The organism is Streptomyces caelestis, assembly GCF_014205255.1.
Lineage (GTDB): Bacteria > Actinomycetota > Actinomycetes > Streptomycetales > Streptomycetaceae > Streptomyces > Streptomyces caelestis.
In genome coordinates this window covers 2139466-2163506 of sequence record NZ_JACHNE010000001.1, presented here as the reverse complement: position 1 = coordinate 2163506, position 24041 = coordinate 2139466, and the positions used below count along the sequence as shown (strand labels likewise).

The window sequence follows — 24041 nt, the reverse complement described above, 5'->3', positions numbered from 1 at the left end:
GGACAACCGGCCGGGCCGGGCCGCCGACCGGCACACGACACCACACAACGACACAGGGGGAGAAGGCGATGACGGCCGAGCTGGTGCGGGGGCAGAACCACCCGCTCTCCCAGGTCCGTCTCGAGATCCGGGTCTCGGCCGGCACGCCGCTCGTGGCCGCGGCCGCGCTCAGCGACGAGAACGGCCGGATTCACGGCGTGGAGTGGGTCGCCCACCCGGGCGCACCCACCCAGCCGGGTCTCGAAGTCTCCCGGCAGGCCGCCGCCGACCATCGCCTCGCGGTGGACCTGGACGCCGTACCGGAGGCCGTCCACCGTGTCGGCGTGCTGCTCGCCCTGCCCGCCGCCGGGGCTGGCCCGGTCCGTTTCGGCGCCGTGGCCGCCCCGTTCGTCGCCCTCACCGGCCTCGACGGCGCGGAGATCGCCAGCTACACCATCACCGGCCTGGAGGCCGAGTCGGCGGTCGTCGCGCTGGAGCTCTATCGCAGGCAGGGCGCCTGGAAGGTGCGTGCCGTCGGCCAGGGCTACGCCGGCGGCCTCGGCGAACTCCTCACCGACCAGGGGCTGCCCGAGGCCCACCAGCTCGCCGGCAGCATCGACGACGCGGTGGCCCAGGGGCTGGCCCGCTCGGTACAGGCGTCCCCGCCGCGCGCGGCGGACGGTGACCGCTCCCGGCAGACGGCGGCCCCGGCCCTCGGCCCGGACCAGGGCGGCACCGCGCCTCAGCCGGGCCAGGCACCACCGATGTCGCCGTACGCCGGTCAGACACCCGGCGGGCCGGGGCAGCCCGCGCCGCAGCCGCCGCCGTATCCCGGCGCGGCGCCGGACTCCGACGCCGTCACCCAGCCGTCGACGCCCACCGCGGGCGGCCCGATCGACTACAGCCACCCACGCCGCCAGAACGCCGCTCCGCCCCCGCCGCCGCCCACCGCACCCCCGGCCGCGCCCGGGCAGCCCGCGCAGCCCGTCGCGGGCGATGCGACCGGCTGGTCCATGGACGAGCGGCTCTACAACCAGGTGTGGGGCATGTTCGAGGACCTGGCCCGTAGCACCGCCGCCTACCGCAGCGCCGTCGACTTCGCCGAGTCCCGCATGGACAAGGAGCTGGAGCAGGTCCTGTCCGACCCGCGCAGCCGCATCGGGGGCCAGGGCGACGCCGCCCGCGAGGCGGCCCGAGCCCGGCACGCCCAGCTCGTCGCCCAGGCCGGTCAGGTTCTCGACCGGGACCTCGCCCAGCTCTCGGCCGAGGCCGAGGTCGTCGAACCGGCCCTCCCACCGGCATACGCCCGCTGGGACAGCCCCGTCTGGCAGGCCTACCGCGTGCCGATGGAGATCCCCATGGCCCTGCGCCTGGGCGACCTCCATCTCCCCGAGGCCGACCGGATCCGCATCCCGATGCTGGTCCGGCTGCCGCTGGAGCGCGGCCTGTGGATCGACAGCGGCCGGACCCGATCGTCCGACGGTTCGTTCGCGGACTCGCACGCCCTGGGGCATCTCGCCATGGAGACGGCGGTCGCGCACGCGGCCCGGCTGCTCGCCGTCCACCCGGCGGGGGAGTTCACCGTCCACGTCATCGACCCGGCCGGCTCGGGTGCGCAACCGCTCGCCCCGCTCGTGCAGACCGGTGTACTCGCGGCCCCGCCCGCACTCGGCGCCGCAGGCGTGGCGGACGTGCTGGCCCGGCTCACCCAGCGGGTCGACCTGGTGCAGATGGCGGTGCGCGGAGGGGCTGCCGACTCGCTCCCGCCCGGCTTCGACACCTCACAGCAGCTGCTGATCGTCAACGACTTCCCGCACGGCTTCGACGACCGGGCGGTGAACCAGCTGCGCTACCTCGCCGACGAGGGTCCCGCCTTCGGCGTCCACCTGATGATGGTGGCGGACCGTGAGGAATCCTCCGGGTACGGGCCTTTGCTCGACCCGCTGTGGCGTTCGCTGCTGCGACTGGCGCCGGTGCCCGACGACCATCTCGCCGACCCGTGGGTCGGTCATGCCTGGACGTATGAGCCGTCGCTCGTGCCGCCGGGCAGCCAGGTCCTCCAGCAGGTGCTCACCCAGGTCGCGGCCGCCCGTACCAAGTACGTGTAAAGCCGCCTGAGCAGGGGACTTGGCCTTTCTTTTACCAAGCGCTTTACCTTCTCTTGGTGATTACGGTACTGTTATCGGCACGGAGGGGAGTACTCCCTGTCTGCTGCGGCGTTCCCGTCAATACGGATCAGGCCAGATCCCGGGGCGTCGGCCCATCCTTGGGTGGAAGAGACCTCCGGCAGCGACGACGCTGACATTTGCCGTTACGACTGCCGGAGGCGCAGTGGATGTTTCCGTGACCCTATGGGTCCTGACGATCGTGGGGCTCGCCGCCCTGATCGCGGTCGACTTCTTCATCGGCCGCAAGCCGCACGACGTATCGATCAAGGAAGCCGGGATCTGGACGGTCGTCTGGATCGTTCTGGCCGCGCTCTTCGGCCTCGGCCTCCTCGTGTTCGGCGGCGGCCAGCCCGCCGGCGAGTTCTTCGCGGGCTTCATCACCGAGAAGTCACTCAGTGTCGACAACCTCTTCGTCTTCGTCCTGATCATGGCGAAGTTCGCGGTGCCCTCGCAGTACCAGCAGCGCGTCCTCCTGATCGGTGTCCTCATAGCCCTGGTCCTGCGGGCCATCTTCATCGCCGCGGGCGCCGCGATCCTCGCCAGCTTCTCGTGGGTCTTCTACCTCTTCGGCGCCTTCCTGATCTGGACCGCCTGGAAGCTGATCCAGGAGGCCCGGGCGGACGAGCAGGACGAGGAGTTCGAGGAGAACAAGCTGCTCAAGGCCGTCGAGCGCCGCTTCGGTGTGGCCGACCGCTACCACGGCACCAAGCTGTGGATCCAGGAGAACGGCAAGCGGGTCATGACCCCGATGCTGGTCGTGATGCTCGCGATCGGCTCCACGGACGTGCTGTTCGCGCTCGACTCGATCCCGGCGATCTTCGGCCTGACGCAGGACCCGTACATCGTCTTCACGGCCAACGCGTTCGCCCTGATGGGTCTGCGCCAGCTGTATTTCCTCATCGGCGGCCTGCTGAAGAGGCTGGTCCACCTCAGCTACGGCCTGTCGATCATCCTGGGCTTCATCGGCGTGAAGCTGGTGCTGCACGCGCTGCACGAGTCCGGGGTGCATGTGCCCGAGATCAGCATTCCGGTCTCGCTCGGCGTGATTTGCTCGGTCCTGATCGTCACCACGATCACCAGCCTGCGGGCTTCCAAGAAGCAGGCGGCGGCCGAGGCGGCGCAGGCGCAGAGCGGACCCGCTCCGAAGGACAGCATCGACGTCTGACCACGTCGGACGTAGGAGCAACCAGCACCGGGACCGGTGGCCGGCGAATTGCCGGCCACCGGTCCCGGTGCTTGCTTGTTCTTGAGAGCGTTCCCGGCCCGGGGGCGCCGAGGCCGGCTGGAGGTGCCATGAAGTTCGTACAGATCATCGACTTCGAGACTGAGCGCATGGACGAGATGGAGCGAGTGTTCGAGGAGGCGGGGAGGCGCTTCGCCGGTCGGCCGGGCGGCCCCACGCAGCGCATGCTTCTGAAGGACCGCGACAATCCGCGCCGCTATCTGGCGCTGATCGAGTTCGATTCCTACGAGGAGGCCATGCGCAACAGCAACGATCCCGAGACCAGCAGGATGGCGGAGCAACTGGGCGCGCTCTGCATCGGCGAGCGGGTGTACACCAATTGCGATCTCGTGGACCAGCGCGAACTCGCGTAGTCCTGCGGAACGGGTGCTCACGTAGGCCCGTGGCACGGGTGCAGCTTCGCCGCGGCACGGGCGCTCACGTAACCTCGCGACACGCGTGAAGGTGACCCGCACGACCCCCGCACGATCCCCGCACGGCCGGAGTGCGGGCCTCCTTCGCGCCTGCGGCGATCACTGCATGATCGTTCGGCGCAGGCCGCTCACGGCACAGTGGACGACCCTGGTGCCCTTCCTCGCGGCCGTGCTGCTGATCTTCACCTGGGGGCGCGATCTGCCGACTGCGGTCGTCGCGCTGGTCACCCTGGTCCTCGCGGGAGCCGTCCTGGCGGCCGTGCACCACGCCGAGGTGGTGGCCCACCGGGTCGGCGAACCGTTCGGCTCCCTCGTCCTGGCCCATTGCCGTCACGATCATCGAGGCCGCCCTCATCGTCACCCTGATGGCCGACGGCGGTGACAAGAGTTCGACACTGGCCCGTGACACGGTCTTCGCGGCCGTGATGATCACCTGTAACGGCATCGTCGGCCTCTGCCTCCTGGTCGCCTCCCTGCGGCACGGCACGGCCGTCTTCAACCCGAGGGCACCGGCGCCGCACTCGCGACCGTCGCCACCCTGGCCACGCTCAGCCTGGTCCTGCCGACCTTCACCACCAGCAAGCCGGGCCCGGAGTTCTCCACCGTCCAGCTGACCTTCGCCGCGCTCTCCTCACTGGTCCTGTACGGACTGTTCGTCGCGACGCAGACCGTGCGGCACCGGGACTACTTCCTGCCGATCACCCGGCACGACGAGGTGATCACGGCGGAGGAACACGCGCCGGCGCCGACCGCCCGTACGGCCCTGGTGAGCCTGGGGCTGCTCGGCCTGGCACTCATCGGCGTGGTCGGCCTGGCCAAAGGGGTGTCGCCCACCATCGAGTCCGGGGTGGAGGCCGCCGGGCTGCACCACGCCGTCGTCGGCGTGATCATCGCGCTGCTGGTGCTGCTCCCGGAGACCGTCGCCGCGCTGCGCTCCGCGCACCGCGACCGCGTGCAGACCAGCCTGAACCTGGCCCTCGGTTCGGCCATGGCCAGCATCGGCCTCACCATCCCAGCGGTCGCCCTCGCGTCCGTCTGGCTCTCCGGGCCGCTGGTGCTCGGCCTGGGCGCCACGCACATGGTGCTGCTCGCCCTGACCGTGGTGGTGGCGTCGCTGACCGTGGTACCGGGCCGGGCCACGCCGCTCCAGGGCGGGGTCCACCTTGTGCTGTTCGCGGCGTATCTGGAGCTGGCGATCAACCCGTAGAACGCGTAGACACTCGCCGTGGTGCGCGTACACCCTCGCGCAAGCGTGTACGCGCACCACCACCGAGGTCACCCCGAAGCAGGCTCCGCAGCCGCCGTCACCGGCACCGGACGCGTCTCCGGCAGCAGCGCGAAGCACCCCAGGCTGAGCAGTGCGATCGCCGTCAGATACGCGGCCACGCCCCAGGGCACCCGCCCGCCCTGCTCGGCCAGCGCCGTCGCCACGATCGGCGTGAGCGCGCCCCCGAGGACCCCGCCGAGGTTGTAGCCGACCGCGGCGCCCGTGCAGCGCACCCGCGGCTCGTACAGCTCCGGCAGATACGCGGCGATCACGGCGAACATCGTGATGAACGCGAGCATCGCCCCGAGGAAGCCGAGGAACATCGGCAGCGGCGCGCCGGTGGCGAGGAGCGCGACCATCGGGAACATCCACAGGGCGGCGGCCGCGCACCCGGCCAGGCACAAGGGACGCCGGCCGTACCGGTCCCCGAGCAGCGCCATCAGTGGCGTGAGCGCGCCCTTCACGACCACCGAGCCCATGATGCAGGTCAGCATGACGCTGCGGCTCACCCCGAGCCGTTCCGTCCCGTAGGCGAGCGACCACGTCGTCACGGCGTAGAAGATCGCGTAGCCGATCGCGAGCGCCCCGCCGGTCAGCAGGAGGAGGCGCCAGTGGTCACGCAGTACCTCGACGAGTGGTACGCGCGCGTGGCCGTCGATCCCGAGGAAACTCGGGCTTTCGACGAGCGACGAACGCAGCCACAGACCCACGACGGCCAGCACGCCCGCCGCCCAGAACGGCGCCCGCCACCCCCACGAGGCGAACTGCGCCTCGGACAGGGTCGCCGACAGCCCCAGCACCACACCGTTGGCGAGCAGGAACCCCAGCGCGGGCCCGACCTGCGGAAAGCTCGACCACAGTCCGCGCCGCCCGGCGGGCGCGTGCTCCACCGTCAGCAGCACCGCCCCGCCCCACTCCCCGCCGAGCCCGAGCCCTTGGAGGAAGCGCAGGACCAGGAGCAGCAGCGGAGCGGCCACGCCGATCGTCTCGTACGTCGGCACACAACCGACCGCGACCGTGGAGGCACCGGTCAGCAGCAGGGAGGCGACGAGGACCGGCCGCCGCCCCCGCCGGTCCCCGATGTGCCCGAACAGCACCGAACCCAGCGGCCGCGCGATGAAGCCCACGCCGAAGGTGGCGAAGGCGGCCAGCGTCCCCGCCACCGGCGAGAAGGTCGGGAAGAACAGCGGCCCCAGGATCAGGGCCGCCGCGGTGCCGTAGACGAAGAAGTCGTAGAACTCGATGGCCGTGCCGGCGAGCGAGGCGGCCGCGAGGCGCGGCATGGAGGGGGCCTTTACGGTGCGTACATCGTGCATGCCGCGTCAACTACCCACGGTGACAGCGGGTTACGGGGGGCGCGCGGAGGGTCCCGGGGCACTCAGTACGTGACCGTGATGCGCCGGGCCGGTCCGTCCACGCGCACGGTGCCGCCGTACGGGATCACCAGCTGCGGATCGGTGTGCCCGAAGTCCACGTCGAAGACGATCGTGACGTCGGGGGCGTAGGCCCGCACGGCGCGCAGGACGGCCTCACGCTGGTCGGTGGCGTAACGAGCGGCATCTTCCGGGCCGTTGGGCTGCTCGAAGGACCAGGTCTTGGGGCGGCCCATGAGGAGGGCCGAGAAGCGCTGGAGCAGCCCGCGTTCGCCCATGTTGCGCAGGGTGCAGAAGACTTCCGTGGCGCTCGGCATGTCCTCCGAGGTCTCCAGGAGCAGCACAGAGCCGTCGTACGCGGACAGGTCGTGCGCGATCTCGCGGTCGGCCATCAGCAGCCAGCCGATGATCTCCAGGCAGCCGCCCCAACTGCGGCCCTCCACCACCCGGTCGGCGTTGACCCAGGTCCAGCCGGTCCCGGGCCGGGTCTCCGGCTCCGCGTCGAAGGTCGCCGGATCCGCCCAGTCCCGGTCGATGTCACGCCACCGCTCGGCGGGCCGCAGCTCGTACGGGCCGGAGGTGAACAGGGCAGCGCGCAGGGACTCGGCGGTCTGTGGGTGCATGGCCCCCGGGCGGCCCAGCTCGCACATCACACTCGCCCCGTGAAAGCCGACGACGCCGCTGTTGTGGAGGTAGGCGAGCAGGTTCGTGTTGTCGCTCATTCCGAAGAACGGCTTCGGGTTGGCCCGGATCAACTCCCGGTCCAGCAGCGGCAGCACGGTGATCTGGTCGTCCCCGCCGATCGACGCGATGACCGCCTTGATGTCCGGGTCGGCGAAGGCGGCGTGGAGGTCGTCGGCCCGCTCCTGGGGCGATGAGCCCATCGTGCGGGTCGCCGGATACTCGACCGGTTCCAGCCCGTACTCCTTGCGCAGCCGCTCCAGGCCCAGCTCGTAGGGGAGCGGTAAGAGCCCGGGCAGGCCGGAGGAGGGCGAGAGCACGGCGATGCGGTCACCGGGGGACGGCTTGGGCGGGTAGAAGAGGCTGGTCATGGCGGGAGGCTAAGGCCCGGCCGTCTGTCGGCGCACCGTGATAAACCGGGTCGAGCAGCGGTCCGCCACGGGCCGCGACCCGAACGGACCGGAGGAACCGTGCCCCGCACCCTGGCCAACGCCCCGATCATGATCCTCAACGGCCCCAACCTGAACCTGCTCGGCCAGCGCCAGCCGGAGATCTACGGCTCCGACACCCTCGCCGACGTCGAGGTTCTGTGCGCCAAGGCGGCGGCCGCGCACGGCGGCACGGTCGACTTCCGCCAGTCCAACCACGAGGGGGAGCTCGTGGACTGGATCCACGAGGCGCGGCTGAACCACTGCGGCATCGTGATCAACCCGGGCGCCTACTCGCACACCTCCGTGGCCATCCTGGACGCCCTCAACACGTGTGACGGCATGCCCGTGTTGGAGGTCCACATCTCCAACATCCACAAGCGCGAGTCGTTCCGGCACCACTCCTACGTCTCGCTGCGCGCCGACGGGGTCATCGCGGGGTGCGGGGTGCAGGGGTACGTGTTCGGCGTGGAACGGGTCGCGGCGCTGGCCGGGGCGGGACACGCCGACGCCTGACTCCTTCAACAGCCGCCCCCCCTGCAACCGCCCGCTACAACCGCCCCGCCTCCACGATCCGCCGCAGAAAGCGCCGCGTGCGCTCCTGCCGCGGTTCCCCGAAGACCTGCTCGGCGGTGCCGCGTTCCAGCACCACGCCGCCCTCCAGGAAACACACCTGGTCGGCGACCTCCCGAGCGAAGCCCATCTCGTGCGTGGCCAGCACCATGGTCATGCCCTCGTCCTTCAGGTCGCGGACGACGGCGAGGACCTCGCCCACCAGCTCGGGATCGAGGGCGGCGGTGATCTCGTCGAGCAGCAGCAGCCGGGGACGTACGGCAAGGGCGCGGACGATCGCCGCCCGCTGCTGCTGGCCGCCGCTCAGCCGGTCCGGGTACTCGCCCGCCTTCTCACCCAGCCCGAGCCGCTCCAGCAGTTCACGCGCGCGTGCCTCGGCCTCGGCGCGGGACGCGCCGTGCACCCGGCGGGGCGCGAGCGTGATGTTCTCCAGGACCGTCAGGTGCGGGAACAGGTTGTACGCCTGGAAGACCACGCCGATCCGGCGGCGCACGGCGTCCTGGTCGACGCGCGGGTCGGTGATCTCCTCGCCGTCCAGCCAGATCGCCCCGTCGTCGATCTCCTCCAGCAGGTTCGCACACCGCAGCAGCGTGGACTTGCCGGAGCCGGAGGCGCCGATCAGCGCGGTGACCGTGTGCGGCGCGACCTCAAGGTCGACGTCCCGCAGGACGACCGAGCCGCCGAAGGACTTGCGGACGGCCTCCATGCGCAGCACGGGCGCGTCGCTCATGTGACTCCTCCCTGGGCCCGCCGGCGGTCCATCCGTGCCGTCACCCAGTCCGTGAAGCGGGTCATGGGGATGGTCAGCGCGACGAAGACCAGCCCCGCGATGATGTACGGCGTGTAGTTGAGGCTGCGCCCCGCGATGATGTCGGCGGCCCGTACGGCGTCCACCGCGCCCCCGATCGAGACGAGCCCGGTGTCCTTCTGCAGCGACACCAGGTCGTTCAGCAGTGGCGGCACCTGGCGGCGCACCGCCTGGGGCAGCACCACGTATCGCAGCGCCTGCCGGTTGCTGAGCCCGAGCGAGCGGGCCGCGGCGCGCTGCGAGGGGTGCACGGACTCGATGCCGGCCCGGAACACCTCGGCGACGTACGCCGAGTAGGTCAGGGTGAGCGCGGTGCCGCCGAGGAGCACCGGGTCGACGGTCACCCCCTGGAGCCGCAGCGCCGGGACGCCGAGAACCACGATCATCAGGTTGATGATCAGCGGCAGTCCCCGGAAGAAGTCGGTGTACGCGGCGGCCAGGACGCGCAGGGGGAAGAACACCGGGCCGCGCAGCGTACGGGCCACGGCGATCAGCATGCCGAGGACGAGTACCGCGGCCCCGCAGACCAGCAGCAGCCGGACGTTCAGCCACAGCCCTTCGAGGACCTTCGGGAACGCCTCGCGCGCGTACTCCCAGTCGAAGAAGGTCTCCTTGGTGCGCGGCCAGCCCGGGGCGTTGACGACGACCAGGTAGAGGACGGCTCCCGTGACGAGGGTCGAAAGCGCGCCGATCGCCGTGGCGCGCCGGGCGCGGGCGCGCTGGTAGCGCTCACGGTCCAGGCGCCGCTGGGACGGGACATATCCACCGTGCTCGCCGGAGCCCTCGGTGAGCTCCTCCTTGTACACCGTCATTTGAGCACCGGCGCGTCGACGGCGTCGGACAGCCACTGCTGCTCGATCCTCCCGAGCGTGCCGTCCTCGCGCAGCGCGTCCACGGCCCGCGAGACGCAGGAGGTGAGCGCGCTGCCCTTGTCGAGCACGAGACCGAACTGCTCCGGCGTACCGCCCTGGTTCTCGAACTGGCCGACGATCGTCGCGTCCGTGATCTCGGCCCCGGTGATGTAGAAGGCGGTCGGCAGGTCCACGACGACGGCGTCGACCTGGCCGTTCTTCAGCGCGGACTTGGCCTGGTCGTTCTTGCCGTACACGGCGGGCGCCCGCGTGGGCCGCACCACGTCGTCGATGTAGTCGAGGCTGGTGGTGCCGACCTGGGCGCCCAGCTTCACGTCCTTCAGGTCCGCGACGCTCTTCGCCTTCGCCGCCTTGGAGCCCTTCAGGGCGACGACGGCCTGGCGCACGTCGTAGTAGCCGGACGAGAAGTCCACGGCCTTCTTGCGCTCGTCGCTGACGGACACCTGGTTGATGTCGAAGTCGAACGTCTTCTCGCCGGGCGCGAAGGCCTTGTTGAACGGGACGGTCTGCCAGACGACCTTGTCCTTGCCGTAGCCGAGGTGCCGGGCGACGGCGTACGCGACCGCCGACTCGAAGCCCTTGCCACTCGCGGGGTCGTCGTCCTTGAACCACGGCTCGTAGGCGGGTTCGTCGGTGGCGATCGTCAGCCTGCCCGAGGTCCGGGTAGGCAACTTGCCCTTCTCGCACGTGTTTCCGGCCGAGGACGTGCCGGCCGCGGGCTCCTCCGGCTGCGGTGCACAGCCGACGGCGGTGGCGAGCAGGGCGAGGGTGACGGCGGCGGCAGCGCGGCGCAGGGCACGCGGGGCAGGATGCATGGCGCGAGATTGACAGTCGACAGTCCTGTTTGTCGAGGTCACGACGGGACGTGCTCACATCGTGGGAGCGGGTGTTGCGTTCTTGTGAACACTCCGTGGCGCGCGCCGGGTTCGGCGGTCGCCGGGGCCGCCGGCCGAGGGCGGGGATCGACAGACCGGCGGCCCGTCCGCCCAGGAGCCGTCATCCTGCGCGGGGCTCTTACCAGTTGACCGCGCAACTACATCCGGGGGGAGCGTACGTGCGGCATCGGCGTGTGCGAATGATTCACACGGGGCGCGTACGAGGCCCACCGCTCCGCAGGCGTGCGCCCCGCGCCTGTCCTCACCATCCGCACGCCCGGGCGGCCCTCACCACCCGCACCCTCCGCGCGGCCCTCACCACCCGCGCGCGTGCCACTCCGGCAGCTGCGGGCGTTCCGCGCCCAGCGTCGTGTCGTCGCCGTGGCCCGGGTAGACCCATGTCTCGTCCGGCAGGACGTCGAAGATCTTGGTCTCCACATCGTGGAGGAGACGGGCGAACGCCTTGGGGTCCTCATGGGTGTTGCCCACACCGCCGGGGAACACCACAGCACGCGCCAACACACGAGGTCACGGCGGCGCGTAAACCTACGGGCCGTGCCTCCGCGGCGTCGAAGTGGGCCGACCGCATCAGATGCCTGTGCAATGAGGCCGGCCGTGCTCTTCTCAGCGGTGGCGCGGGCGAGGCAGCAAGGCGAACGCGCTCTCCGCAATCGAGGTCAGGCGGGCGGGACTGTGGCCGTACGCGCCTACGACATCGGTCCCGCGGATGATGGTCAGCAGAAGGTACGCGAGGTCGTCGGGATCCGCGTCGGGGTCGATGTCGCCGTTGCGCTGCGCCGCTCGCACACACTCGGCCACCGCCGTCGCGAGCACGGAGAAGCAGTCGTTGGCCAGGCGTTTCACCTCGGAGTCGGAGGCGCCGATCTCCAGGGCCATCTTGGCGGCGAAGCAGGCTGCCGCCGCCCGGTCAGGGGCGGGGGGTACGTCGGCGGCGAGTGGCACCCCGTGGACGGCGCGGAGCAAGTACGCGTGCAGTCGTTCCAGGGCACCCTCGTCCGGTCCGGCGAGCGCCTTCGGCGCAAACTGCCCCAGCCGGGCGAAGTAGCCGGCCATCGCCTGCAGCAGCACGCCGTGCTTGCCGTCGAACGCGGCGTAGAGGCTGCCGCGGCCCAGGCCGGTGGCGGCGCTGATGTCGTCGACGCTCGTGCCGTTGTAGCCCGAAGTGCGGAACTGCCGCTCGGCGGCATGGAGGACGTGGTCGGGGTCGAAGCTTCGTGGTCTCGCCATACATCGAAGGTAAAGCCGACCCAACGTATTTGACAACCCAGTACAGAACCGCCTAGGTTTCTGACTGTTCAGTACATAACGGTCCTGAGCTCACCGGACAGGCTGCGTGCACGCCTGGCGCGATTGAGGGCAACCCATGCCTTTGAACTCCTCCGCGCCGCCCGGCGTTGCGACGCCTTCCAGGCTGGCAAGGCACGGTCTGATCCTCGCGATCCTGGCGACGGCGAGTTTCATCGCCGTACTGGATCTGTACATCACGAACGTCCCAAGCAAACCGGGGCCGGACTCTCCACAAGAGCCCAAGACGGTCGCCGACCACATCCTCGGCTTTCTGAACAGCTGACCCCCCTCCAACCACCCAGAACTCGAAGGGTTGACCGAACCATGACTGATAAGGAAACGCAGGAGGCCATGGCTGTGGCGACTCCTCCGTACGCGAGCGACGCACTGGCCGAGGGGACCGTCGACGCGGTGGTGATCGGCGGGGGCGCCGCGGGGCTGAACGGTGCACTGATCCTCGCCCGCTCCCGCCGCTCGGTCGTCGTGATCGACAGCGGCTCCCCGCGCAACGCGCCCGCGGAGGCCGTGCACGGCTTCATCGCCTTGGACGGCACCCCGCCGTCCGAGATCCTTCGACGGGGCCGGGAGCAGGTGCGCCAGTACGGCGGACGCGTCGTGTTCGGCGAGGTGGTCTCGGCCGAGTCCGCCGCCCCGTCGGCGGATGGGGACCTGCGGTTCACCGTCACCCTGGCCGACGGCCGCAGCATCACCGCCCGCCGCATCCTGGTGGCCACCGGCCTCACGGATGTGCTGCCGGAGGTGCCCGGGCTCGCCGAGCACTGGGGGCACAGTGTGGTGCACTGCCCGTACTGCCACGGCTGGGAGGTGCGCGATGAGCCCATCGGCATCCTCGCCACCGGCCCGGCCTCCATCGGCCACGCGTTTTTGTTCCGTCAGCTGACCGAGGACCTGACCTACTTCACCCACGGCACCGACCTGGACGAGGACAGCCGCGCCCGCTTCGCCGCCCGCGGCATCCGCGTCATCGACACCCCGGTCACCGAGGTCGTCAACGACGAGGACGGTGCCCTCGCCGGGGTGCGCCTGGCCGACGGCCAGGTCGTGGCCCGCCGCGTCCTCGCGGTCGCCGCGCCGATGCAGGCCCGCACCCAGGGCCTGGAAGGTCTGGGCCTGCCGGTGCAGGACCTGCCGAACATGGGCCGTGGTTTCGCCTCCGGCACGGCCGGCACCACCGAGGTGCCGGGTGTGTGGGTGGCCGGCAACGCCACCGATCTGGTCGCCCAGGTCGGGGCCTCCGCAGCGGCCGGCGCACTGGCCGGCGCCGACATCAACAGGATGCTGGCCACCGCGGACACCGACGCGGCCCTCCAGGGGATCGCCGAGGGAAGCCCAAAAGGGGCCACAGGATGATCTCGAAGCCCTGAGATCTCAGCCCGTCGCCCGCTCCCCTCACGGGCAATTAAGTGATTCCGCTCGTCCGCCCCGTCCCTCTCAGGAGCTACTGATGCCCTTCCTTGCAAATACCCCCGTGGAGAAGATGACCGGGCCGTACGCGCGGCGCTGGTGGGCGCTGCTCGTGCTGTGCCTGAGCCTGCTGATCACGGTGATGGCTAACACGTCGCTGATCGTCGCCGCCCCCGACATGACCACCGACCTGAGCCTGAGCAGCAGTGATCTGCAGTGGGTCGTCGACTCCTACACCGTTCCGTACGCGGCGCTGATGCTGGTGCTGGGCGCGATCGGCGACAAGTACAGCCGGCGCGGCGCGCTGGTGCTGGGTCTGCTGATCTTCGCCGGCGGTTCGGTGATGGGGAGCATGGTCGACGAGACCTCACTGGTCATCGTGGCCCGCGCGATCATGGGTGTCGGTGCCGCGGTCGTGATGCCGGCCACGCTGTCCCTGGTGGTCGCGACCTTCCCCCGGAGCGAGCGGGCCAAGGCCATCACCGCCTGGGCCGCGACCTCCGGGGTGGCGGTAGCCGTCGGCCCGCTGGTCTCCGGCTGGCTGCTTGAGGACCACGCCTGGGGCTCGACCTTCCTGATCAACGTGCCGATCGCCGTCCTCGCCGTGTTCGGCGCGCTCGCCCTGGTACCGCCGTCCAAGGCGGAGGGCATGGGCCGGATCGACTACGTCGGTGGTCTGCTGTCGATCGTCACGGTCGGCTCCCTGATCTACGCCGCCATCGAGGGCCCGCACTCCGGCTGGGGCGCCGGCCCCGTCACCGCCGCCGTGGTCGCCGGTGTCGGTCTGGTCACCTTCGTCGCCTGGGAGCTGCGGCACCCGCACCCGATGCTGGACGTCCGAAAGTTCGCGCTGCGGCCCTTCACCGGCTCGATGCTCGCGGTGATGTTCTTCTTCTTCGGCATGTTCGCCGTGATCTACTACTCGACGCAGTTCCTGCAGTTCGTCCTCGGCTACGGCGCCCTGGACACGGGTGTACGGCTGCTGCCGCTGGGCGGTGCGGTGTTCCTCGGGTCCGCGGTGACCGGGGTGCTCGCCCCGAAGCTGGGGGTGAGGGTGATGGCCGTGACCGGCATGGCCGTCGGCACGGCGGGCATGTTCCTGCTCACCCAGATCGACAAGGGGTCGACGTACGGGGACTTCCTGGCGCCGCTGATGACGCTGGGCCTCGCGCTCGGACTGGCCATCTCCCCGGCGACCGACACGATCATGGGCTCCTTCCCCGAGTCCGAGCTGGGCGTCGGCGGCGGGGTCAACGACACCGCGCTCGAGCTGGGCGGGGCGCTGGGCATCGCGGTGCTGGGCTCGCTGCTGGGCACGGCCTACCGGGACGAGCTAACCGACCTTGTGGGCAACCGGCTCCCGGCGGAGGCGATGGAGACCGCCAAGGACTCGGTCGGCGCCGGCCTGGCCGTCGCGGAGCGGGTCGCGCAGGATCCCTCCGCCGGGCCCCAGCAGGCCCAGGCCGCCGTGGACGCCGTCCACCAGGCCTTCGCCCACGGAGTCGCCCAGACCAGCCTCATCGGCGGGATCATCATGGCCGCCGGAACACTGATCGTCCTCGCGGTCCTGCCGGGCTGGCGCGGGTTCGCGAAGCAGAGCGCCGAGCCGGGGGCCGGGACGACGGCGAGCGAGGCGGCCACTGTGCGGGAGCACACCGGGTCCACCCGCTAGATCGCCGACGGGGCGTCCACTGGATCGCCGGGACGCGTCCGCCGGGTCGCCGGGCACCGCCTCCGCCGGATCGCCCGCCAGGCGCGTCAGGCAGGAGCCCGGCCAGCGCGAGAGGCGCAGGGCGCGGGCGTCGTCCACGGTCCACAGCCACGCGGATCCTCTGCCGGAACACCTCACCGTCCTCGGCCTCCGGGCCGCCCCGGGGCTCTCCTCCGGGGCGGCCCGGAGGCCAAGGGCCGTGCGGTGACAGCGGCGGTCGCAGCCCGCTTGAGCGCGGCCTCCAGCTGCGTGCGGGTGTTTCGGGCCCGTAGTACGGCTGGGAGCCGAAGGGATGGATTGCGGAGAAGGGGGAGGTTCCGCTGCCTGCCAGGTGAACCCGCCCGGCAGGCCGCAGCCCATGCAACAGTCCCCCTGATCATGGCGGTCACCGCTGCCAGCGTCGGTGCGGTGCTCTGGAGGCCACCGTCCGTGGGGCATGACCCTCCCGAGCGCGGAACGGGCCTGAATGCGCGACCGCCCCTGCTTCGGTTTCGAAACTGGAGCGGTCGGCGTTGGACGGTTACCAGCCTCGTGCGCGCCACTCCGCGAGGTGGGGCCGCTCCGTGCCGATGGTGGTGTCGTTGCCGTGGCCGGGGTAGATCCACGTCTCGTCGGGCAGGACGTCGAACAGCTTGGTCTCCAGGCCGTCCATCAGGGAGTTGAACTCTTCCCGACGTGTTGTCCGACCAGGACCCCCTGGGAAGAGGCAGTCCCCGGTGAACACATGGGGATGCCCGTGCGGGTCGTCGTAGACGAGGGCGATCGACCCGGGCGTGTGTCCGACCAGGTGGCGCGCGGCGAGCTCCACGCGCCCCACTCGGATGGTGTCGCCGTCGTCGACCAGCACATCGGTCGGCACCGGGATGCCGTCGGCGTCCTCCCGGCCCGCGTACGTGCGGGCGCCGGTGGCCGCCACGACCTCGGCGAGCGCCTGCCAGTGGTCGCCGTGCTGGTGAGTCGTGACGACGGACGCGATGCCGTCACCACCGACCATGCCGAGCAGGGTCTCCGCCTCGTTCGCGGCGTCGATCAGCAACTGCTCGTCCGTGGCCCGGCAGCGCAGCAGATAGGCGTTGTTGTTCATAGGACCGACCGCGATCTTGGTGATCATCAGGTCCTTGAGTTCGTGCACATCGGCAGGTCCGCCGACCGTCACCTGTCCGCTGTACGTCATGTCCGCCAGCCTATAGCGGGGAAGTGGCCCGGGGTCTACAGCGGGGGCAGCGCCGGAAGCGGGCCGCCGTCCACCGTCAGCGCGGCTCCGGTGCGGCGGCCGGCGAGCCAGCCCAGCAGGTCCGCCGGGGAACCGGTGACGGTCACCTCGGGCCCGTCGTCCGCCTCCCGTCCCGTGCTCCACGCGCGCGTGCCGTCCGTGAGCCGCGTGGGCGGTACGTCGGGGTGCCCGGCGAACCGGTCGGCGAGGAAGGCGATCTCCCGCTCCGTGAACTCCGCCGGCAGGTCCTCCAGCTCAAACCCGATGCCCAGGTCCACGTGGTGCAGTTCCACTTCCACCCACCGCCGGAACGGCACGCGGGACGCGGAGTCCAGGACCCCGTTGCGCAGCTCCACGGTGCGCGACCAGTCCGCCGGAGCGGCCCCGGCCTCCTCGAAGCGCGCCGCGCTCTCGCGCAGGTCCGCGAGCTGGACGTCGAGGGCACGCGGGGCGTCCCGCGCGATGTCGGCCTCCCGGGCCTCGCCGGAGGCGTACATGGGTCGGCCTTCCAGAACGTTCACGAGGGCGTCCGCGTTACGGGCGATGTGAGCCAGCACATGGCCCCGGGTCCAGCCGGGAAGCCGTGACGGCTGCGTCACAGAGGCGTTGTCCAGTTTGCCGACTGCGAGGAGCAGCCGTTCTGTAGCGTCACGTACAGACGCCAGGTCATGACCGTGATCAATCATGGTGCTGACCCTAGCTCCGCCACACCTTCGGGTGAAGGTGGTGAACCAGTGCCGGTAATCGAAAGCACGTGCTATATGGTCGGACGTGACGTCGGGCATGCTGGAAAGCCGGGGTTTGTTGGCAACCCGTGAATGCGACCGGCGTTGTCAGTGGCTCCCCCTAGTCTGAGAAAGCACGGGGGCCCCGCCCCTGTCACTTCTCTCAAGAAAGGTGCGGACCGGCGTGGCCGACCGTCTCATCGTTCGTGGAGCGCGCGAGCACAATCTCAAGAACGTCTCGCTCGACCTCCCGCGCGACTCGCTCATCGTCTTCACGGGCCTGTCGGGGTCGGGCAAGTCCTCGCTGGCCTTCGACACGATCTTCGCCGAGGGACAGCGGCGCTACGTGGAGTCGCTGTCCTCGTACGCCCGGCAGTTCCTCGGCCAGATGGATAAGCCGGACGTCGACTTCATCGAGGGCCTGTCCCCGGCCGTCTCCATCGACCAGAAGTCGACCTCGCGCAACCCGCGCTCCACGGTGGGCACCATCACCGAGGTCTACGACTACCTGCGCCTGCTCTTCGCGCGCATCGGCAAGCCGCACTGCCCCGAGTGCGGCCGCCCGATCTCGCGCCAGTCGCCGCAGGCCATCGTCGACAGGGTGCTGGAGCTTCCGGAGGGCAGCCGCTTCCAGGTGCTGTCGCCGCTGGTGCGCGAGCGCAAGGGCGAGTTCGCCGACCTCTTCGCCGACCTCCAGACCAAGGGCTACTCCCGCGCGCGGGTGGACGGCGAGACCATCCAGCTGTCCCAGCCGCCCACGCTGAAGAAGCAGGAGAAGCACACCATCGAGGTGGTCGTCGACCGCCTCACGGTGAAGGACTCCGCGAAGCGCCGCCTCACCGACTCCGTCGAGACCGCCCTCGGCCTGTCCGGCGGCATGGTGGTGCTCGACTTCGTCGACCTCCCCGAGGACGACCCCGAGCGCGAGCGCATGTACTCGGAGCACCTGTACTGCGCGTACGACGACCTGTCCTTCGAGGAGCTGGAGCCCCGCTCCTTCTCCTTCAACTCGCCCTTCGGCGCCTGCCCGGACTGCTCCGGCATCGGCACGCGCATGGAGGTCGACCCGGAGCTGATCGTCCCGGACCCGGACAAGAGCCTCGACGAGGGTGCCATCCACCCCTGGTCGCACGGCCACACCAAGGACTACTTCGGCCGCCTCATCGGCGCCCTGGCCGACGCCCTGGGCTTCCGTACGGACATCCCCTTCGGGGGCCTCCCGCAGCGCGCCAAGAAGGCCCTGCTGCACGGGCACAAGACCCAGGTCGAGGTCCGCTACCGCAACCGCTACGGGCGCGAGCGCAGGTACACCACCGCCTTCGAGGGCGCCGTCCCCTTCGTCAAGCGCCGGCACAGCGAAGCCGAGAGCGACGCCAGTCGCGAGCGCTTCGAGGGCTACATGCGCGAGGTGCCCTGCCCGACCTGTGAGGGCACGCGTCTGAAGCCGGTCGTCCTCGCCGTCACGATCATGGGCAAGTCCATCGCCGAGGTCTCCGCGATGTCCATCAGCGACTGCGCGGACTTCCTGGGCGAGCTGAAGCTCACCGCCCGCGACAAGAAGATCGCCGAGCGGGTGCTGAAGGAGGTCAACGAACGGCTGCGGTTCCTGGTCGACGTCGGCCTGGACTACCTCTCGCTGAACCGCGCGGCCGGCACCCTCTCCGGCGGCGAGGCCCAGCGCATCCGCCTGGCCACCCAGATCGGCTCCGGCCTCGTCGGCGTCCTCTACGTCCTCGACGAGCCGTCCATCGGCCTGCACCAGCGCGACAACCACCGGCTGATCGAGACCCTGGTCCGGCTGCGCGACATGGGCAACACGCTCATCGTCGTCGAGCACGACGAGGACACCATCAAGACCGCCGACTGGATCGTCGACATCGGCCCCGGCGCCGGTGAGCACGGCGGCAAGGTCGTGCACAGCGGCTCCCTGAAGGAGCTGCTCGCCAACGCCGAGTCGCAGACCGGTCAGTACCTGTCCGGCAAGAAGGCCATCCCGCTGCCCGACATCCGGCGCCCGGTCGACCCGTCCCGGCAGCTCACGGTGCACGGCGCCCGGGAGAACAACCTCCAGGACATCGACGTCTCGTTCCCGCTGGGCGTGTTCACCGCCGTCACCGGCGTGTCCGGCTCCGGCAAGTCGACCCTGGTCAACGACATCCTGTACACGCACCTGGCCCGCGAGCTGAACGGCGCGAGGAGCGTGCCCGGGCGGCACACGCGCGTGGACGGCGACGACCTCGTCGACAAGGTCGTGCACGTGGACCAGTCGCCCATCGGCCGCACCCCGCGCTCCAACCCGGCCACGTACACCGGCGTCTTCGACCACATCCGCAAGCTGTTCGCCGAGACCACCGAGGCGAAGGTCCGCGGCTACATGCCGGGCCGCTTCTCCTTCAACGTCAAGGGCGGCCGCTGCGAGAACTGCGCGGGCGACGGCACCATCAAGATCGAGATGAACTTCCTCCCGGACGTCTACGTCCCGTGCGAGGTCTGCCACGGCGCCCGGTACAACCGGGAGACCCTGGAGGTCCACTACAAGGGCAAGTCCATCGCCGACGTCCTGAACATGCCGATCGAGGAGGCCACGGAGTTCTTCGAGGCGGTCCCCGCGATCTCCCGCCACATGAAGACCCTCAAGGACGTCGGCCTCGGCTACGTCCGGCTCGGCCAGTCCGCGACCACCCTGTCCGGCGGTGAGGCCCAGCGCGTCAAGCTCGCCAGCGAGCTCCAGCGCCGCTCCACCGGCCGCACGGTCTACGTCCTGGACGAGCCGACCACCGGCCTGCACTTCGAGGACATCAGCAAGCTGCTGACGGTCCTGTCCGGACTGGTCGACAAGGGCAACACGGTCATCGTCATCGAGCACAACCTCGACGTGATCAAGACCGCCGACTGGATCGTCGACATGGGCCCCGAAGGTGGCGCGGGCGGCGGCCTGGTCGTCGCCGAGGGCACGCCCGAGGAGGTCGCCGCGGTCCCGGCCAGCCACACCGGCAAGTTCCTGCGCGAGGTCCTCGGCGCCGACCGGATCAGTGACGCGTCCTCGGTGAAGGCCCCGCGCAAGACGGCGGCGAAGAAGACGGTCCCCGCGCAGACCAGGGCGCCCAGGACGGTCAACAGCACCGCGGCCAAGAAGACAGCCGCAAAGGCCACGAAGGCCGCCGCGAAGAAGACCACGCGGACGACCAAGGGCTGACCACTCCTGCCGACGCGCCGTGCCCCCCACAGGGACTCCCTGTGGGGGGCACGGCGCGTCGTCGTGCGGTCAGGCGTTCTTCGGCTCCACGAACTGCATGTCCAGCTGGATCTTCACCACTTCCCCGAGCAGACCAGGGGCGAAGTCGAGCCCGAACTCGCTGCGCCGGATCTCGCCCGTCGCCTCGAACCCGGCATGCCGGCTGCCGTCCATGGGCACGTCGACCAGCCCGCCGAACTCCACGGCGAGCGTCACCGGGCGGGTCACGTCGCCGATCGTCAGCTCGCCCTCCATCGTCCAGTTTTCACCCTCACCCGACACCCGCGTCGAGCGGTACGTCATGGTCGGGCGCTTCTCGACGTCGAGCAGGTCGGAGGCGCGTACATGCGCGTCCCGGTCGGCGTTGCCGGTGTCGATCGAGGCCAGGTCGACGGTCGCGGAGACCCGCACGTCCTCGACGCGTTCCCCGACGAACAGTTCGGCCTCCAACCGCTCGAAGCGCCCCCGCACCTTGGCGATGCCCAGGTGACGGACGGTGAAGTTCACGGCGGAGTGGAACGGGTCGAGGGCCCAGTGTCCCGGGGCCAGCGGCAGGGCGGTGGCGGTAGCGGTGTCGTTGGTCATGGCCCCAACTCTGAGGGGCACGCGGCCGGTGAGGGAGACCGGCTGGAGCCTGGTAGTGGCAGGGCCACCCTCCACGCGCGCGAGCGGGGTACGTTCGGCGGGTGAGCGACAACGAGTTGGGCACGTTCCTGCGCACCTGGCGTGAAGCCGTCACCCCCGCCGAGGTGGGCCTCCCCACCGGTCCACGGCGCCGCACCCCGGGCCTGCGGCGCGCCGAACTGGCCACGCTCGCGGGCATCAGCGTCGAGTACCTCACCCGGCTGGAACAGGGGCGCGACCGCCACCCCTCCGCCCAGGTGCTCGGTGCCCTCGCCGACGCCCTCAACCTGTCTCTCGTCGACCGGACGCTGCTGCGCCGCCTCACCAAGGAGGCGGACGGCGGAGACCCGCTGCTCTGTGCGGCGGCCCCGTCGCTCGGCCGCACGGCCCGCCCCACCGTGCGGGCCGTGCTGGACCACCTGGAGCCGGCTCCCGCACTGGTGGTCAACTGGATCGGCGACGTCCTCGCCCACACGACCGGTTACGAACGCCTGGTCGGCCCCCTCGGCCTACTCGACGACGAGCGCCCCAACCTGCTGCGGTACCTGTTCACCGACGAGCGGGCCCGCAGCGCCTACCGCGACTGGGACCGGGTGGCCGATGACCTCGTCGCCCGGCTCCGGCACGGTGTCCCCCTGCGGGACCCGCACCTCGCTGAGCTGGCCGACGAGCTGACGGTGACGGCGGGGGCGGAGTTCGCCGACCGGTTCGCCGACCTGGCCGCGGCACCGCGGCGTACGGGCTCCCAGCACATCGAGCACCCGGAGGCCGGATCGCTGCGCCTGCTGCACGAGACGTTAGCGCTGCCCGACGAAGGCCAGCGCCTGATCGTCCACCTGCCCGCGGACGAGGCCACGGCCGCCGCCCTGGACCGCCTCAACGGCCGTCGCCCCGGCGCGCTGCGGGCCGTGGGGGAGACCGGCTGAGCCGACGCGCACCGGGAGGCGTTCCGTGCCGTCCAGGAGGCAGGCGGCCTCGTCGACCGCGCCCGGCTCCTCGCCCTGATCGTGGGAGGGTTCAGCCCTCCAGCTCGTGCGCGTACGGCGGCTCGGCCCCGGCCCGGGAGCAGGTGACCGCCGCCGCACGGGCCGCGAACCCCAGCAGCCCCGTCCAGCCGTCGGGCCCCAGCGCGGCCAGCGCCCGCACGCTGAGCGCGTCGCGGGCGGCGAGCCCGTGCAACAGCGCCGCGTTCACCGTGTCGCCCGCGCCGATCGTGTCCACGACCTCCACCCGCTCGCCAGGGACCGAGTACTCGCCGCCGGCCGTGAAGGCCGTCAGCCCGTCGCCGCCCCGGGTGATCACGACCGCCGCCGGGCCGGCCGCCAGCCACTCCTGGGGCGTGCCGCCGAGCCACTGGGCGTCCTCCTCGGACAGCTTCAGCAGCGACACCGACGGCAGCCAGCTCTTGAACCGCGCCCGGTAGGCGTCCGCGTCCGGGATCAGCCCGGCCCTGATGTTCGGGTCCAGCGCGGTGAACACGCCCTGCTCGGCCGCCGTACGCATCAGCTCCTCGTAGGCGCTCGCCCCGGGCTCCAGCACCAGCGAGCAGGTCCCGAAGGAGACGGCCCGGGTGCCGGGCGGCAGCGCTGAGGGCGCCGTGAACAGCCGGTCCGCCGTCCCGTCGACGTAGAAGGAGTACGCCGCCGAACCGTCCGCGCCGACCGTGGCGACGGCGAGGGTCGTGGGCTCGGCGCCGCGCTGCACCGACGACACGTCCACCCCGGTCTCCCGCAGCCGGTCCAGCAGGGCCTCTCCGAAGGCGTCGTACGACACCCGGGAGCAGAAGGCGGCGGGGGAGCCGAGACGGCCCAGCGCCACCGCCGTGTTGTACGGGCCGCCGCCGAGCGCCGGCTGGAGTGCCGCCAGGGCACCCGTACCCCGCGGTACCAGGTCGATCAGTGCCTCACCGGCGACGACGATCATGCGACGGTTCCTTTCTCGGACTGCGCGGACTGCTCGGGCTGGTCGAGCTGCTCAAGCCGCACGGACTGCCCCGACGCCTCGGGCCGTGCCGGCTCCTCGGGGCAGCCGCACGACGTGCGGTGGACGAAGGTGCAGGGGAGCCGCAGGGTCTGGGCGGGCCGGTCCGGCTCGTCGAGACGTTCCAGCAGCACGCGTACGGCCTCGGCGCCGATGTCCCTGCTGGGCTGCGCGATCGCGGTGAGCCGGGGCGAGAACAGGTCCGCCCAGGCGAAGTCGTCGAAGCAGCACAGCGCGATGTCGCCGGGCACGGACAGGCCGTGCGCGCGCAGGGCTCGCAGCGCGCCGATGGTCATGGCGTTGTTGCCGGTGACCAGCGCGGTGGGCGGCACGGCGAGGGACAGCAGGGCTGCGGTGGCCTGTTCGGCGCCGGCCGACTCCGAGTCGCCGTGCACCAGGAGCCGTTCGTCGTACGGCAGCCCGCCGAACGCGAGGCCGGTCCGGTAGCCGGTGATCCGTTCGCTCGTGGTGCTGAGTCCCGGCCGTCCCGCTACCAGCCCGATCCGCCGGTGACCGAGACCGGCGAGGTGGGTGACCAGCCGGGACGTCGGTTCGGCGCTGTCGGCGCAGACCTGGTCGAAGCGCGGTCCGCCGTCCGGGGCGTCCACCAGCCGGTCGAGGAACACGGCCGGTACGTCGTGCCGCCCCAGGTAGGCGAGCAGTCCGCGCGGATCGGCGGACGGCGCGACGATCACGCCGTCCACCCGGCGTTCGTGCAGCATCTGGACGACCTTGCGCTCGTGCTCCGGGTCGTCGTGCGGATCGGCGATCAGGAGGCTGTAGCCGTGCTCCAGGGCACTGGCCTCGACGCCCTGGAGGATCTCCGTGAAGTACGGGTTGCTGATCGCCGACACCGCCAGCCCGATGGACCGGGTGCGGGCCGTCACCAGGGAGCGGGCCAGCGTGTTCGTGGTGTAGCCGAGCTCCTCCACGGCGTCCAGGACCGCCTGGCGGGTGTGCGGCAGCACCGGCCGGGTGCCGTTCAGCACGTGCGAGACGGTCGCCACGGAGACACCGGCGCTCCGTGCGACGTCGGCCATGGTCGCCATGGTGTTCCCTCCTCCTCTTGGGCGGGGAACGTATCGCATCCGGCGCCGGACGTAAACGCTTGCGCAAGCGTTTACGTCCGATCGCGTTCAC

General features: G+C 71.0%; 20 protein-coding genes and 2 pseudogenes. 10 read left to right on the top strand and 12 right to left on the bottom strand.

Annotated elements, in window-relative coordinates; all coding sequences use genetic code 11:
- Positions 1–68 precede the first annotated feature (68 nt).
- From HDA41_RS09765 to HDA41_RS09750, 4 genes and pseudogenes are all read left to right on the top strand, one after another.
- The gene (locus HDA41_RS09765; protein ID WP_184982563.1) at positions 69–2087 is read left to right on the top strand and encodes a TerD family protein; all 2019 of its coding nucleotides are present in this window, start codon (positions 69–71) and stop codon (positions 2085–2087) included.
- 223 nt (positions 2088–2310) lie between these two features.
- On the top strand, positions 2311–3312 hold the full coding sequence (locus tag HDA41_RS09760; RefSeq protein ID WP_184982561.1) for a TerC family protein: 1002 nt from the start codon (positions 2311–2313) through the stop codon (positions 3310–3312).
- A 128-nt stretch (positions 3313–3440) separates the two neighbouring features.
- Complete coding sequence (locus tag HDA41_RS09755; protein WP_184982559.1) at positions 3441–3743, top strand: hypothetical protein; 303 nt, start codon at positions 3441–3443, stop codon at positions 3741–3743.
- 166 nt (positions 3744–3909) lie between these two features.
- Positions 3910–5010, top strand: a pseudogene (locus HDA41_RS09750) (calcium:cation antiporter).
- Positions 5011–5078: 68 nt separating this feature from the next.
- Here the strand turns inward: HDA41_RS09750 and HDA41_RS09745 are convergent.
- Together HDA41_RS09745 and HDA41_RS09740 are read right to left on the bottom strand one after the other, a co-directional pair.
- The gene (locus HDA41_RS09745; protein ID WP_184982557.1) at positions 5079–6353 is read right to left on the bottom strand and encodes an MFS transporter; all 1275 of its coding nucleotides are present in this window, start codon (positions 6351–6353) and stop codon (positions 5079–5081) included.
- Positions 6354–6448: 95 nt separating this feature from the next.
- Positions 6449–7495 carry a S66 family peptidase gene (locus HDA41_RS09740; protein ID WP_184982555.1) on the bottom strand — a complete coding sequence of 349 codons (1047 nt, stop codon included), beginning with the start codon at positions 7493–7495 and terminating at the stop codon, positions 6449–6451.
- A 99-nt stretch (positions 7496–7594) separates the two neighbouring features.
- Here HDA41_RS09740 and aroQ point away from each other — a divergent pair, with 99 nt between their 5' ends.
- Positions 7595–8068 carry a type II 3-dehydroquinate dehydratase gene (aroQ, locus tag HDA41_RS09735; protein WP_184982554.1) on the top strand — a complete coding sequence of 158 codons (474 nt, stop codon included), beginning with the start codon at positions 7595–7597 and terminating at the stop codon, positions 8066–8068.
- Positions 8069–8102: 34 nt separating this feature from the next.
- On the opposite strand, the gene HDA41_RS09730 is transcribed toward aroQ, so the two are convergent.
- The 5 genes and pseudogenes from HDA41_RS09730 to HDA41_RS09710 form a co-directional block, all read right to left on the bottom strand.
- Positions 8103–8855 (bottom strand): amino acid ABC transporter ATP-binding protein, encoded by a 753-nt coding sequence (locus HDA41_RS09730; RefSeq protein ID WP_221511468.1) that lies wholly within the window; start codon positions 8853–8855, stop codon positions 8103–8105.
- Positions 8852–9745: an amino acid ABC transporter permease gene (locus HDA41_RS09725; RefSeq protein ID WP_184982552.1), complete on the bottom strand. Its 894-nt coding sequence runs from the start codon at positions 9743–9745 to the stop codon at positions 8852–8854. Before HDA41_RS09725 ends, HDA41_RS09730 begins: the two co-directional genes overlap by 4 nt.
- A complete protein-coding gene (locus HDA41_RS09720) occupies positions 9742–10620 on the bottom strand; it encodes an ABC transporter substrate-binding protein (protein WP_184982550.1) in 879 nt (292 codons plus the stop codon). Before HDA41_RS09720 ends, HDA41_RS09725 begins: the two co-directional genes overlap by 4 nt.
- A 375-nt stretch (positions 10621–10995) precedes the next feature.
- Positions 10996–11184, bottom strand: a pseudogene (locus HDA41_RS09715) (MBL fold metallo-hydrolase); the annotation flags it as partial.
- Between the two features lie 120 nt (positions 11185–11304).
- Positions 11305–11928 carry a TetR/AcrR family transcriptional regulator gene (locus HDA41_RS09710; RefSeq protein WP_184982548.1) on the bottom strand — a complete coding sequence of 208 codons (624 nt, stop codon included), beginning with the start codon at positions 11926–11928 and terminating at the stop codon, positions 11305–11307.
- Between the two features lie 136 nt (positions 11929–12064).
- Here HDA41_RS09710 and HDA41_RS09705 point away from each other — a divergent pair, with 136 nt between their 5' ends.
- The 3 genes from HDA41_RS09705 to HDA41_RS09695 all read left to right on the top strand — a co-directional run bounded on the left by HDA41_RS09705 (position 12065) and on the right by HDA41_RS09695 (position 15085).
- Positions 12065–12271: a hypothetical protein gene (locus HDA41_RS09705; RefSeq protein WP_184982546.1), complete on the top strand. Its 207-nt coding sequence runs from the start codon at positions 12065–12067 to the stop codon at positions 12269–12271.
- 68 nt (positions 12272–12339) lie between these two features.
- Entirely contained in the window at positions 12340–13359 is a 1020-nt protein-coding gene (locus HDA41_RS09700; RefSeq protein WP_184993281.1) for an NAD(P)/FAD-dependent oxidoreductase, read from the top strand.
- 94 nt (positions 13360–13453) lie between these two features.
- Positions 13454–15085: an MFS transporter gene (locus tag HDA41_RS09695; protein WP_184982544.1), complete on the top strand. Its 1632-nt coding sequence runs from the start codon at positions 13454–13456 to the stop codon at positions 15083–15085.
- 559 nt (positions 15086–15644) lie between these two features.
- On the opposite strand, the gene HDA41_RS09690 is transcribed toward HDA41_RS09695, so the two are convergent.
- Positions 15645–16298, bottom strand: coding sequence for an MBL fold metallo-hydrolase (locus tag HDA41_RS09690; protein ID WP_184982542.1), 654 nt, complete (start codon positions 16296–16298; stop codon positions 15645–15647).
- A gap of 35 nt (positions 16299–16333) precedes the next feature.
- Positions 16334–17023: a maleylpyruvate isomerase family mycothiol-dependent enzyme gene (locus HDA41_RS09685; protein ID WP_184982540.1), complete on the bottom strand. Its 690-nt coding sequence runs from the start codon at positions 17021–17023 to the stop codon at positions 16334–16336.
- 223 nt (positions 17024–17246) lie between these two features.
- Here HDA41_RS09685 and uvrA point away from each other — a divergent pair, with 223 nt between their 5' ends.
- Complete coding sequence (gene uvrA, locus HDA41_RS09680) at positions 17247–20258, top strand: excinuclease ABC subunit UvrA (RefSeq protein WP_184982538.1); 3012 nt, start codon at positions 17247–17249, stop codon at positions 20256–20258.
- A gap of 69 nt (positions 20259–20327) precedes the next feature.
- Here the strand turns inward: uvrA and HDA41_RS09675 are convergent, their stop codons facing one another.
- Complete coding sequence (locus HDA41_RS09675) at positions 20328–20882, bottom strand: YceI family protein (protein ID WP_184982536.1); 555 nt, start codon at positions 20880–20882, stop codon at positions 20328–20330.
- Between the two features lie 101 nt (positions 20883–20983).
- On the opposite strand from HDA41_RS09675, the gene HDA41_RS09670 reads away from it, so the two are divergent.
- Complete coding sequence (locus HDA41_RS09670; RefSeq protein ID WP_184982534.1) at positions 20984–21847, top strand: helix-turn-helix domain-containing protein; 864 nt, start codon at positions 20984–20986, stop codon at positions 21845–21847.
- Between the two features lie 91 nt (positions 21848–21938).
- Here the strand turns inward: HDA41_RS09670 and HDA41_RS09665 are convergent, their stop codons facing one another.
- Both HDA41_RS09665 and HDA41_RS09660 read right to left on the bottom strand, forming a co-directional pair.
- Positions 21939–22844 carry a carbohydrate kinase family protein gene (locus HDA41_RS09665; protein ID WP_184982532.1) on the bottom strand — a complete coding sequence of 302 codons (906 nt, stop codon included), beginning with the start codon at positions 22842–22844 and terminating at the stop codon, positions 21939–21941.
- Entirely contained in the window at positions 22841–23950 is a 1110-nt protein-coding gene (locus tag HDA41_RS09660; RefSeq protein ID WP_184982530.1) for a LacI family DNA-binding transcriptional regulator, read from the bottom strand. The genes HDA41_RS09665 and HDA41_RS09660 overlap by 4 nt, the downstream gene beginning before the upstream one ends.
- Positions 23951–24041: the final 91 nt, after the last annotated feature.